Source organism: Pseudomonas sp. JC1203 (genome assembly GCF_056175065.1).
In genome coordinates, this window is the sequence record NZ_JBWCAM010000034.1 from 14,032 (window position 1) to 26,772 (window position 12,741).

General features: G+C 66.7%; 8 protein-coding genes and 1 pseudogene. 4 read left to right on the plus strand and 5 right to left on the minus strand.

Annotated features, from left to right (window positions below; genetic code table 11):
• Positions 1-149 precede the first annotated feature (149 nt).
• The gene (fecA, locus tag AC0SZ7_RS31075; RefSeq protein ID WP_475507912.1) at positions 150-2,504 is read left to right on the plus strand and encodes a TonB-dependent Fe(3+) dicitrate receptor FecA; all 2,355 of its coding nucleotides are present in this window, start codon (positions 150-152) and stop codon (positions 2,502-2,504) included.
• Positions 2,505-2,537: 33 nt separating this feature from the next.
• Here fecA and AC0SZ7_RS31080 read toward each other — a convergent pair whose 3' ends face one another.
• Entirely contained in the window at positions 2,538-4,826 is a 2,289-nt protein-coding gene (locus AC0SZ7_RS31080) for an FdhF/YdeP family oxidoreductase (RefSeq protein WP_475507913.1), read from the minus strand.
• Between the two features lie 104 nt (positions 4,827-4,930).
• Entirely contained in the window at positions 4,931-5,821 is an 891-nt protein-coding gene (locus AC0SZ7_RS31085; RefSeq protein WP_475507914.1) for a LysR family transcriptional regulator, read from the minus strand.
• 114 nt (positions 5,822-5,935) lie between these two features.
• On the opposite strand from AC0SZ7_RS31085, the gene AC0SZ7_RS31090 reads away from it, so the two are divergent.
• Positions 5,936-7,309 (plus strand): MFS transporter, encoded by a 1,374-nt coding sequence (locus tag AC0SZ7_RS31090; protein ID WP_475507915.1) that lies wholly within the window; start codon positions 5,936-5,938, stop codon positions 7,307-7,309.
• Positions 7,204-8,148 (plus strand): annotated as a pseudogene (locus AC0SZ7_RS31095) (ATP-binding protein); the annotation flags it as partial. The gene AC0SZ7_RS31090 and the pseudogene AC0SZ7_RS31095, both read left to right, overlap by 106 nt.
• Before the next feature lie 237 nt (positions 8,149-8,385).
• On the opposite strand, the gene AC0SZ7_RS31100 reads toward AC0SZ7_RS31095, so the two are convergent.
• The 3 genes from AC0SZ7_RS31100 to AC0SZ7_RS31110 are packed head-to-tail and all read right to left on the minus strand — an operon-like array spanning position 8,386 to position 12,140.
• Entirely contained in the window at positions 8,386-9,789 is a 1,404-nt protein-coding gene (locus tag AC0SZ7_RS31100; protein WP_475507324.1) for an LLM class flavin-dependent oxidoreductase, read from the minus strand.
• A 25-nt stretch (positions 9,790-9,814) separates the two neighbouring features.
• Positions 9,815-10,861 carry an NADP(H)-dependent aldo-keto reductase gene (locus AC0SZ7_RS31105; RefSeq protein ID WP_475507325.1) on the minus strand — a complete coding sequence of 349 codons (1,047 nt, stop codon included), beginning with the start codon at positions 10,859-10,861 and terminating at the stop codon, positions 9,815-9,817.
• 37 nt (positions 10,862-10,898) lie between these two features.
• Positions 10,899-12,140 carry an acyl-CoA dehydrogenase family protein gene (locus AC0SZ7_RS31110; RefSeq protein ID WP_475507326.1) on the minus strand — a complete coding sequence of 414 codons (1,242 nt, stop codon included), beginning with the start codon at positions 12,138-12,140 and terminating at the stop codon, positions 10,899-10,901.
• Positions 12,141-12,353: 213 nt separating this feature from the next.
• Here AC0SZ7_RS31110 and copM point away from each other — a divergent pair, with 213 nt between their 5' ends.
• Positions 12,354-12,677: a CopM family metallochaperone gene (gene copM, locus AC0SZ7_RS31115; RefSeq protein WP_416424846.1), complete on the plus strand. Its 324-nt coding sequence runs from the start codon at positions 12,354-12,356 to the stop codon at positions 12,675-12,677.
• The last annotated feature ends 64 nt before the right edge of the window (positions 12,678-12,741 follow it).

Below are 12,741 nucleotides of genomic sequence, written 5' to 3' on the forward strand. Positions count from 1 at the left end.
AAAGCCAGATCAAAAGCCAGGTCAGGAGCAGGTCAACAGGCGGGCCAGAAGCGATGAAACATTTTTTTTAACAACCATGAGCCGTTTTCCCTCCGTCGAGTGACAGAGAGGGTAACCACCCTCGAACGCCTCGCTGAAGGACGCCCCGAATGTCTTCCCGCCTCACCCCCCTCACCCGCTCCATGCGCCACCTGCTGCTAGGCGCCAGCCTGGGCCTGACCACCGTCCCCTACGCGCTGGCCGCCGACAGCAAACCCCGCAGTTACCACATCCCCGCCACCACCCTGGAAGCCGCCCTCAACCAGTTCGGCCGCGAATCCGGCGTGCTGATTTCATTCGGTTCGCAACTCACCCAAGGCGCGCAAAGCCAAGGCCTGGAAGGCAACTACACCCCCGAACAGGGCCTGGCACGGCTGCTCGAAGGCAGCGGCCTGCACGCCCGCGCCGAGGGCGACAACGCGTTCAGCCTGCAGCCGGTAACCACCGCCAACCCGCCAGCACCGGCGCCGCTGGAACTGGGCGCCTCGGCCGTGGTGGGCGACTGGCTGGGGGCGGCCGAGCAGGCCAACGTGTTCGAGCACCCCGGCGCGCGTGACGTGGTACGCCGTGAGGAGTTCGAACGCACCGGGGCCACCAGCGCGCGCGAGGTGCTCAACCGTATTCCCGGGGTGAACGCGCCGGACAACAACGGCACCGGCAGCCATGACATGGCGCTGAACTTCGGCATCCGCGGGCTCAACCCGCGCCTGGCCACCCGCTCCACGGTGCTGATGGATGGCATTCCAGTGCCCTTCGCGCCGTACGGCCAGCCGCAGTTGTCGTTCGCGCCGGTCAGCATGGGCAACATGGATGCGGTGGACGTGGTGCGTGGCGGCGGCGCGGTGCGCTACGGCCCGCAGAACGTCGGCGGCATCGTCAACTTCGTCACCCGCGCCATCCCCGACGCGCCTACCGTGAAGGGCGGTTTCCAGACCGAGACCAGCCCGTCGTCCAGCCACGATGGTTTCAAGACCACCGGCAACCTGCTCGCCGGCGGCACCGCCGACAACGGCCTGGGCGGCGCGCTGTTGTATTCGGGCACCCGTGGCGGCGACTGGCGAGAGCACAGCGACACGCAGATCGACGACCTGATCCTGAAAGGCAAATACCAGATCGACGAGGCCAACAGCCTCAACGCCGAAGCCCAGTACTACGAAGGCGAAGCGGACATGCCCGGCGGCCTGAGCAGCGCCGACTACAAGGCCGACCCGTACCAGTCCACCCGCCAGAACGACAAGTTCTGGGGCCGCCGCACCATGGTCAACGTCGGCTACCGCTACCAGCAGGACCGACGCGAATTCACCGTCAACAGTTTCTTCACCAAGACCTTGCGCAGCGGCTACCTGGACCAGGGCTCGTTCCTGTCGCTGTCGCCGCGCCAGTACTGGGTACGGGGCCTGGAAACGCGCTTCTCCCAGGGCTTCGACCTGGGCAATAGCGCCCACGAAGTGGGCATCGGCTACCGCTACATCAACGAAGCCGGGCACGAACTGCGCTACCGCACGCCGATTGCCGCCAACCAGTTGCCTACCACCGACAGCACCAACGACCGCGACACCCGTGGCGGCACCGAGGCCAACGCGTTCTTCATCGATGACCGCATCGACATCGGCCAGTGGACCTTCACCCCCGGCATTCGCTACGAGATGATCAAGTCCGAGCAGGCCAACAACCTCACCCACGTCAACTACAAGGGCGACTACAACACCGCGCTGCCGGCGTTGAACGTGATGTACCACGTGACCGAAAACTGGAACCTGTACGCCAACACCGAAGGCTCGTTCGGCAGCGTGCAATACAGCCAGATGCCCAACCGCGTGGCCGACGGTGAAGTGAAGCCCGAGAAGGCGCGCACCTGGGAGCTGGGGACGCGTTACGACAACGGCAACCTGCGCGCGGAAATCGGCGCGTTCCTGATCAACTTCAACAACCAGTACGACAGCAACCAGACCAACGACACCGTGATCGCGCGCGGCAAGACTCGCCACCAGGGCATCGAGACCAGCGTCAACTACGCGCTGGACGGCCTGAGCCCGGCGCTGGCCGGGTTCGATGTGTACGCCACCTACGCCTACGTCGACGCCACCATCCGCGAAAGCGGCGACAACCAGGGCAACCGCGTGCCGTTCTCGTCCCGCCACAAAGGCACCCTGGGCGTGGGCTACACCGAGGGGCCGTGGAAGCTCAACCTGGACAGCAGCTACCAGAGCGGCCAGTTCGCCGACAACGCCAACACCAGCACCGAGAGCGCCGACGGCAGCACCGGCAAGATCCCCGGCTACGTGCTGTTCAACACCCGCGCCGGCTATGACTTCGGCCCGCAGCTGTCAAACCTGAACGTGGCCGTGGGCGTGAAGAACATCTTCAACCACGAATACTTCACGCGCTCCTACGACGACAACAACAAGGGCAAGTACGTGGGCGAGCCGCGCACCCTGTACGTGCAGACCTCGCTCGCGTTCTGACACCACAGCAGACCGGCTGGGCGCCAGCCGGTCTCACACCTGCGCCTGGCTGGCGAATTCCGAACGCATCACCCGTACCGGCACCGACTTGTACGACGGCGTGCCGCTGTCCTTGTCGATGTAGTCCAGCGGCACCAGCGAATTGGCCTCGGGATAATAGGCCCCCACCGACCCGGGGGCGATCTTGTATTCGATGGCGGTGATCTTCTCGTAGCGCATCCGCCGCCCCTCGGTCACCGTTTCTATGTCCACCAGGTCGCCATGGGCCAGCCCGCGCGAGTCCAGGTCAGCCTGGCTCATGAACAGCACGTCACGGCGCCCGAACACGCCGCGGTAACGGTCATCCAGGGCGTAGATAGTGGTGTTGTACTGGTCGTGGCTGCGCAGGGTGATCAAGCGCAGCACGTCGGCGCCCTCCACCACCATGTCTTCGTGCAAGCCGGGGAACACGAAGAACTCGGCCTTGCCGGAAGGGGTCAGCCACTTGCGCTCAGTGGCCGGCAGCGGCATGCGGAAACCGCCGGGCACGCGGATGCGCGCGTTGTAGTTGTCGAAGCCGGGGATGGTCTGCTCGATCAGGTCGCGGATCCTGTCGTAGTCGGCGGCAAGCGCCTGCCAGGCCACCTTGCTGGCGGGCAGCGTGGCGCAGGCCATGCCGGCGACGATGGCCGGCTCCGACAACAGGAACTCCGAGGCCGGCGCCAGCTTGCCCGCCGAGGCGTGGACCATGGACATGGAGTCTTCGACGGTGATGGCCTGGGCCAGGCCGTTTTGTACATCCAGCTCGGTGCGGCCCAGGCACGGGAACAGGAAGGTTTGCTTCGACACCAGCAGGTGGCTGCGGTTGAGCTTGGTGCCCACGTGCACGGCCAGGTCCAGGCGGCCCATGGCCGGGAAGCACTGGGCCGGGTCCGGCAGCGCCACGGCGAAGTTGCCGCCCAGGCACAACAGTGCCTTGGCAGTGCCGGCGATCATCGCCTGCATGGTTTGCACCGCGTCGTGGCCATGGCCGGCAGGCGGCTTGAAGCCGAACACCTGCTCCAGCCTGGCGAGGAAACTGGCCGAAGGTTTCTCGGTGATGCCCACGGTGCGGTTGCCCTGCACGTTGGAGTGGCCCCGCAACGGGCAGATGCCGGCACCGGGCTTGCCAAGGTTGCCACGCAGCATCAGCAGGTCGCAGATCAGCCGCACATTGGCGGTGCCTTCGTTGTGCTGGGTGACGCCCATGCCGTAGGTGACGATGGTGGCATTGGATTTTGCGTAGGCGGCGGCGACTTTCTGCATGTCATCCTGCAGCAGGCCGCTGGCGTGTTCGATGTCTGGCCATTCGGTCGCCAGCAGGTCGGCTTTCAGCGCCTCGAAGCCGTGGGTGTGCTCCTGGATAAAGGCATGGTCGAGCACCTGACCAAGGCTGTCCTCCATTTCCAGCAGCGCCTTCATCACCCCCTTGATGGCCGCGGCGTCGCCACCGGCCTTCACCTGCAGGTAGGTGGAGGCGATGCGCGTGGAACCGTAGGTGGCCATTTCGACCATGCTTTGCGGGTCGGCGAACCGCTCCAGGGCGCGCTCGCGCAGCGGGTTGAGCACCATGATCGGCACCTTGCGCCGCGAGGCTTCGTGCAGCGTGCCCATCATGCGCGGGTGATTGGTGCCGGGGTTGTGGCCGATGGATATGATCAGCTCGATGACGTCGAAATCCTCCAGCGACACCGAGCCCTTGCCCATGCCGATGGAGCGCGGCAGGCCGACGCTGGTGGCCTCGTGGCACATGTTCGAGCAGTCGGGGAAGTTGTTGGTGCCCAGTTCACGGGCGTACAGCTGCCACAGATAGGCCGCTTCGTTGGAGGCACGGCCCGAGGTATAGAACTCGACTTCGTCGGGTTTCAAACCACGCAATAGCTCGCCGATGCGGGCGAACGCGGCATCCCATTCGATGGGCTGGTAGGTGTCGCTGGCGCGGTCGTAGACCAGGGGGTGGGTCAGGCGGCCGAGGTCTTCCAGCTCGTAGTCGGAGCGGCGCAGCAGCGCCGAGACCGGGTGGCTGGCGAAGAAGTCGGGGGTGACGCGCTTGTTGGTGGCTTCCCAGGTCACGGCCTTGGCGCCGTTTTCACAGAACTGGAAGGTGGAGCGGTGTTCCTTGTCGGGCCAGGCGCAGCCGGGGCAGTCGAAGCCATCCGGCTGGTTGGTGCGCAGCAGCGTAAGCGGCGCCTTCAGCGTGTCCATCTGTTCGCGCACCGCCGTGGCGGTGGCCTTCAGCGCGCCCCAGCCGCCAGCGGGGCCGTCGTAGTCTTTGATACCCGGTACTTTGCGTCGAGTGGCCATGATCACTCCGTCTGCACGTGGCTCATGACCGACTGGCCGGAGCCTGGGAGCCCTACATTACTCCCCCGCATTAACCTTGTGCATCGCCGGCCGACCGAGCGGTATCAGCGCCCCGGCAACGCCGCCCCTACCAACGCATCCACCACCATGCGCACCCGGGCCGTGAGGGCGCGGGAGGCGGGCCACACCACATGGATGGGCAGCGACGGCGGCTCGAACCCGGCCAGCACAGGCAGCAGTTCGCCCGTGGCCAACGGCTCGGCCACCAGCCAGTGCGGCAGCTGCGCAATGCCAAGCCCGGCCTTGGCCGCCGCCGCCACGGCCTCGCGGTCGCTGAGGCGCAGCCGCGCCCTGATGCTCGCCGGGCCGCTATTGAAGCGCCACGGTTCAACGCGGCCATCGCGCAGCACGCCCACACAGGCATGGTCAGCCAGTTGCGCCAACGTCGCCGGTGGCGGGTGCCGCTGCAGATAGTGCGGCGCAGCGCAGGCCACCAGCCGCTGGCTGCCGATGGCCCGGGCTACCAGGCTGGGGCTGTCGTCCAGCGCGCCGATGCGCACGGCCAAGTCGAAACCGTCGTCGGCGAAGTCCACCGGCTGGTTGGCGAACACCGCCTCGATCTCCAGTGCCGGGTACTCACTGGCCCACTGCAGCAACAGTGGCGCTATCCAGTGGCGGCCCAGCAACACCGGCAGGGCGATGCGCAGGCAGCCGCTGGGCACGCTGCGGCGCTCGGCGAGGCTGGCCTGGGCCCGGTCCAGTTCACGCAGGGCGCGCAGGCAACTGTCGTGGTAGGCCGCGCCTTCGTCGGTCAGCGCCAGGCGCCGCGTGGTGCGCTGGAACAGGCGCACGTCGAGGCGCTGCTCAAGGCGGGCGATCGCCTTGCCGACGCTGGACGGCGACTGCCCCAACTGCCGCGCCGCAGCGCTGAAGCTGCCGGACTCCACGGTTTGCACGAAGGCGCGTATGCCGGTGAAACCTTCGATGGACAGCATCGGCTGCACTTCCTGTGATTAATGACCCAAGCGCTCAAATGTAGTGATTTTTTCGCTCAACTGCAGCCTCTAGCTCGCAGGTAGAGTCAATTCTTTTCCCGAGGCTGACCGCCCATGAGCACCCTGCCCCACCACCGCTGGCTGGCCTTGGCCGGCATTGCCATCGCCAGCTTTCTCGGCTGCCTGGACTTCACCATCGTCAACACTGCCATCCCTGCCCTGCAGGCACACTTCGCCGCCAGTGTCGGCCAGGTGCAGTGGACGGTGTCGGTGTTCGTCATGGCGCTGTCGACGTTCATGGTGGCTGCCGGCCGCCTGGCCGACGTGCACGGGCGGCGCAAGGCGCTGTACCTGGCCATGCTGGTATTCGCCCTGGCATCGCTGGGCGCCGGGCTTGCGACGCGGCTGCAGGTGCTGGTTGGCTGGCGGTTCTTGCAGGGCCTGGCCTGCGCCGTGCTGTACACCACCTCGGCGACGCTGGTCGGCCAGGCCTTTCCCGAGCAGCAACGCGGCAGGGCGCTGGGCCTGCTGTTTGCCGCCAATGGCCTGGGCCTGGCGCTGGGGCCGGTGCTGGGCGGTTGGCTGGTGGCTTGCCTGGGCTGGCGCTGGGTGTTCCTGCTGAACGTGCCGTTGACCGCGCTGGCATTCGCCCTGTGCCGTGGGCACGTGGCCGAGTCACGGGGAACCGCGGGTGGGCGGTTGGACGTGGCCGGGCTGCTGGTGTGGATGTTGGCGCTACCGTGCCTGTTGCTGGTCATTACCCATGGCGGGCAATGGGGCTGGGGCGCGTGGCCCACACTGACATTGCTGCTGGCGGCGCTGGCCCTGCTGGTACTGTTCGTCACCATCGAGCGGCGCGCGGCGCAGCCGTTGCTGCGCCTGGCGCTGTTCAGCAACCCGCAGTTCGTCGCTGCCGCCAGCGCCAACGCATTGCTGGCTTTCTTCTACTGCGCGGCGTTCCTGCTGATGCCGTTGTACCTGGGCCTGGTGCGTCAGATGGGCAGCGCCGCCAGCGGCTGGCTGCTGTTTCCGGTGACCGCGGTGATGGCGGCGGTGTCGCCACTGGCCGGGCGTTGGGCGGACCGCCACGGGCCGCAGCGGGTAATGCTGGTGGGCTTCGCCGCCCTGGCCCTGTCGGCAGCGTTGCAGGCAGGGTTCAGCGCCCACAGCGGCTGGTGGCAGGTGTTGGCGGCGTTCGCCTGCATGGGCTTTGGCTGGGGCTGCATCCTGGGCCCGTCGACCATGGCCGCGTTGGCCTCGGTGCCTGAACACGACGGTGCCATGGCCATGGGCGCATGCTGGACCCTGCACAACCTGGGAGGCGCGCTGGGGTTGGCGGTAGTGACAGTGGTTGCCCAGCGCGGCGGCACCTTCCTGGCCGGGTTCGGGGCGGCGATGGGATGGCTGCTGGGCGCGTGCGGGCTGGCGTTGCTGGTGGTGGGGTGGCTGGGCCGGCGAGTGGAGACGGCTTTGACCGAGCGGCGTTAGGCGCGTTTTTATGCCGGGACTTCACCAAACCGCGCCTGCCAACCGGCACCACCCTGGCCAGGGCACTGGAGGTGCTGCATGAAGTCTCGGGGAAGTTGATCGTGCTGATCATCGACGAGGCCCAGCACGCCCTCAACAGTGACAGCGGCATCAACGCCATGTTCGCGCTGAAGGCGGCGCGCGACCAGCTCAACCGTGGCAACCGCCCTGACGGCTTGCGCCTGGTGTTCACCGGCTCCAGCCGCGACAAGCTGGCCAACCTGGTACTCAAAAGCAAGCAGCCGTTCTATGGCGCGACCATTACCCCGTTTCCGCTGCTGGGGGACGACTTCGTCGCATTCGTCACGCAGGTATGGAACCAGCGGCTGGCGACCAGCAACCAGTTCAAGGTGGATGACCTGGCGTACGCGTTCCAACTCGTCGGGCGCCGCCCGGAGATGCTCGGCAAGCTGCTGACCGAGGTCAGCGTGGGCCTGGGCGAAGCCAGCAACCTTGGCGAGCTGCTGCGTACGGGCGCGCTCAACCACCAGGCGGGCGTGTGGAGCGATTATGAAAGCGCCTACAACGACCTTTCGCCGCTGCAGCAGGCCGTGCTGGGGGTGATGGCCGAGCGCGCCGTGGGCCAGCAGCCTTTCGCGCCCTTTGCCGAACAGACCTTCGTCGACGTCAACCGCCGGCTGGAACAGGCCCAGCAGGCTGCCAACGCGACCACACCCAATGTGCAGAAAGCCCTGGACGTGCTGCGCGACAAGGAGCTGGTGTGGAAGGCCAACCGCGGTGAATATGCCCTGGAAGATACAGCCATGGCCCAGTGGCTGAACCGCAACGGCGCGGCGTAGTAGCCGACTTCAGTCGCGATGCAGACGACGCCCTTTCAAGACAGTTGCTGCTACGCGGCTACGCGAAGTCCTGCGCACATAGCACCTGTAGCAGCAACTGTCTTTGTGGGAGCGGGCTTGCCAGCGAGTTTTTAGGGCCCCAACAGCTCGCTGGCAAGCCCGCTCCCACCACACCGTCGAAGCACGCCGCGTACAGGGGCACCCAGGCCCCCCGCCGGACGCAGCCTGCGGCAGCTGCTACGGGACCGAGAAGCGCAGCGGCTGCGCCGGTTCGCGCAGGGTGGCCGGGTTGCGGTAGCGGGCGCCGAAGTGGTCGCCGGGCAGGCGCGCGTTGCCGGCGCCGAACAGGCGTTCGCGCAGGGTTTCGCCGTCGTTGTAGCGCTCGCGGAAACGCCCGCGCCGCCGCAGTTCCGGCACCACCAGTTCAATGAAGTCGCGGGCGGTTTCGAAGGTCAGGTACTGACGCAGGTTGATGCCGTCGATGCCGTCCTCGTCCAGCCATTTCTCGATCTGGTCGGCCACCACGGTCGGCGTGCCGGCAACGAAGAAGCGCTCGCGATTGAAACCCTCCAGCCGCGCCAGCACCGTGCCCACCGTGGTCGACGGTACGTAGCGCCGCAGGGTTTCCCAGCCCTTGACCTGGCGCTCGATCAAATCGCTGATCAAGGTGTCGCGCGGGTAAGCGGTCAAGTCCACGGCTGCCTGGGCGTGCACCAGCGACGCCTCGACGCTCATCAATTGGCGGTAGCTGTCGAGCTTGCGGCTGACCTCCTCGTCCGTGCGCCCCACGATCACCCCGGCCATGACGATGAACTTAAGCCCCGCCGGGTCGCGCTCATGGGCAATGGCCTTCTGGCGCATGGCGTGGATGTTGGCGCGCACCGCCGCAGTGTCCTCGCCGCCGGTGAACACCACCTCGGCATGGCGCCCGGCGAACTCGATGCCGGCCGGCGAGCCGGTGGCCTGGAACAGCACCGGCGTGCGCTGCCGCGACGGCTGGCACAGGTGCGGGCCGGCCACCTTGAAGTGCTCGCCGACGTGGTCGATGTAGCGCACCTTGCTGGGGTCGGTGTACACCCGACGCTCGCGGTCCTGCACCACCGCGTCGTCGTCCCACGAGCCTTCCCACAGCTTGTAGAGCACGTCCAGGTATTCGTCGGCGATCTCGTAGCGGTGGTCGTGCACCACCTCGGTGGCATGGCCGAAGTTGCGCGCTGCGTTGGGCAGGTACGAGGTGACAATGTTCCACCCTACCCGCCCCTTGGTCAGGTGGTCGAGGGTGCTCATGCGCCGGGCGAAGGCGAACGGCGGTTCGTAGGTGGTGGAAAAAGTGGCGCCGAAACCCAGGTTGCGGGTCACCCCGGCCATGGCCGGAATCACCAGCAGCGGGTCGTTGCTGGGGATCTGCATGGCTTCGCGCAGCGCGGTTTCCGGGCCGTCGCGGAAGCGGTCGTAGGTGCCGATCACATCCGCCAGGAACACGCCGTCGAAGGTGCCGTGCTCCAGCAACTGGGCCAGTTCGGTCCAGTAGTCGAGGTCATTGAAACGGTGGCGGTTGTTCTCCGGGTGCACCCACAGGCCATGGACGATGTGGCTGACGCAGTTCATTTCGAACAGGTTGACGTGCAGTTGCTTGGGCACTGCCTTTACTCCTTTGCCTGGCCGCTCACGGGGCCGGATTGGGGATGCGTTGGTGGATAGCCTGCACCTGCGCCTTGACCTCGGCGCTCAGGGCCACGTCCAGCGCACTCAGGTTGTCGCGCAGCTGTGCCAGGCTGGTCTGGCCGGTGAGCGCGCTGGCCACAAAGGGCTTGTCGAGCAGGTAGGCCAGGGCCAGTTGCGCCGGGGTCAGGCCGTGCTCCAGGGCGATGCCTACGTAGCCGGCGATGGCTTCCTGGGCCGCGGCGCTGTCATAGCGGTTGAAGGTGCGGTACACCGCCGACAGGCGCGAACCCTCGGGCCGCGCGCCACCCAGGTATTTGCCGGTGAGGGCACCGAAGGCCAGCGGCGAATAGGCCAGCAGGCTGACGCCTTCGCGGTGGCTGAACTCCGAGAGCCCGCCTTCGTACAAGCGGTTGAGCAGGCTGTAGGGGTTCTGGATGCTGACGATGCGCGGCAGGCCCAGGCGTTCGCTTTGCTTGAGAAACTCGGCCACGCCCCACGGGGTTTCGTTGGACACGCCGATGTGGCGGATCTTGCCGGCCTGCACCTGCTCGGCCAGCACCGCCAGGGTTTCCTCGATGGCCACGCTGTGGCTGTCGTCGACGTAGGGGTATTCGCGCTGGCCGAAAATATTGGTGGTGCGGTCCGGCCAATGCAATTGGTACAGGTCCAGGTAGTCGGTGTTCAAGCGCTTGAGGCTACCGTCCAGGGCTTCGACGATGTTGTGCCGGTCATGGCGGGTCAGGCCGTCGCGAATATGTGCCTGGCCATCACGCGACGGTCCCACCACCTTGCTCGCCAGCACCACGTCGGCGCGCCGGCCACTGGCGGCCAGCCAACTGCCGATGTAGCGCTCGGTGGTGCGCCAGGTCTCGGCACGGGTGGGCGTGGGGTACATTTCGGCGGTGTCGATCAGGTTGATGCCTTCGGCCAGTGCCAGGTCGATCTGCTGGTGGGCATCGGCCTCGCTGTTCTGATGGCCCCAGGTCATGGTGCCCAGGCCCAGCACGCTGACGTTGATGTCGCTGTTGCCCAGTTGGCGGTAACGCATGGGTGATCCTTTTTTTGCAATCAATGAAAGTCGCCGTTCACACCGCGCTGGCTTCGTCGTGCGCGGCCTCTTCGGCCTGCAGGCTGCGCCAGGCGGCATGCGGGGTGATGCCGTTGAGGTAGTAGTTGCCCAGCGCCCGCTCGCGGTAGATGGCCGGGTTGTGCGAGGCCAGGGTGCGGGCGTTGCGCCAGTGGCGGTCGAAGCGCCGGGTGGCGCTGGTGGCCGAGGCGCCGCCCACTTCGAACAGCAGCGTGGTGGCCTCCAGCACCTGTTCCAGCACGATCTGCTGGGCCTGGTAGGCGCGGACCTCGGCCTCGGTGTAATGCGCGTCGGTTTCGCGCGCGCCCTGCTCCGCCTCGTGCACATCCTGCAGCACTTGGGCCACCGCCAGCACCTGGGTGCGCGCGGCGTAGGCCAGGCTCGACAGCCGGCCGATCACCCGTTGCACCAGTGGGTCGTCCTTGGGGCTGGACTGGCCAGGAATGCCGAAGCCGCGGGTACGGCCACGGACGAACTCGCTGGCGTCGTGCAGCACGGCGTCGGCGATGCCGGCCAACGTGGCCAGGTGGAACAGCTGGTAGAAGGCGCTGAGGTAGGATTCGGCGCGCAGTTCGTCCTTCTTGAAGCGCCGCACCACGTGCTGGTCGGGCACCTTCACCGCCTTGAAACGCGTGGTGCCACTGCCGGTCAGACGCTGGCCAAAGCCGTCCCAGTCATCTTCGACAGTGACGCCGGGGGCATCGGTGGGCACGGCGACGCTGACAAAGTCGTCGCCGTCCACAGCCACCGCGGCGATCCAGTCGGCATAGAGGGTGCCGGTGCAATAATACTTCTCGCCGTCCAGCTGCCAGCCGGCAGCGCGGTTGCCTGGCTCCACGGCGCTCAAGGTCACCGAATTGCGCGAGGTGTCGGTCCGCTCGGCCATGGCTGCGCCCCATAGTTCGCCCTCGGCCGCCTTGGGCAGCCAATAGGCCTGGGACTCGGCGTCGCGGCTGGACAGCCGGCCTTCGACGAAACCGAAGTGCGCGCGCACGATCTGCGGCAGGTTGGAGTCGGCCGCGCCCAGCTCGATCAGCAACTGGAACAGCTGCGGCAAGGTGGCGCCCAGGCCGCCATGGGCAACCGGCACGCGCAACGCGCCAAAGCCGGCCGCGCGCAACCAGGCCACGGCGTCATGGGCCAGCTGGCGTTGCTGCTCGCGGGCCACGGCGGTGTCTTTGATGCGGGAGAAGATGGGGGCAAAGCGCTGCTGCAGGTGTTCGTAGCTCGAGGCACTCATGGGGGTTCCTTGTGCGTGGTGGGACGCGCCGGGAACGGCTAATGCAGCGAGCGTGCCAGGGCTCTGGGGCAGGGTTTGCGGGTGTTTTTCGGTGGCTGGGTTGTTGGGTGGCTGGCAGAGTGTCGGAACGCTGTTGCAGGGTGTACACCTGGCCTTGACCTTCCCCCCATGGCAAGGTCTACCCTGCACCTTTTCGACCAGCAGGAGCACACCGTGATCAAACTCTTGAGTTTCATGCTCGCCACCACCCTGTGCGGCGCTGCCTACGCCGATGACAACGCGGCCATGAAAGCCGAATACCAGCATGCTGCCCACGGCATGTCGGCGGACATGAACATGAACGCCACCAGCGACAACCCCGACGTGCTGTTCGTGCAGGGCATGCTGCCCCATCACCAGGGCGCGGTGGACATGGCCAAGACCGAACTCAAGTACGGCAAGGACCCGGAAATCCGCAAGCTGGCCGAAGGCATCATCAAGGCGCAGGACGCCGAGATCGCGCAAATGAAGGCCTGGCTGGCCAAGCAGCCCAAATAATTCCCGTGGCTGCGGCTACCTTGTGGGAGCTGGCTTGCCAGCGAGCTTTTTAGGCCCCAACAGC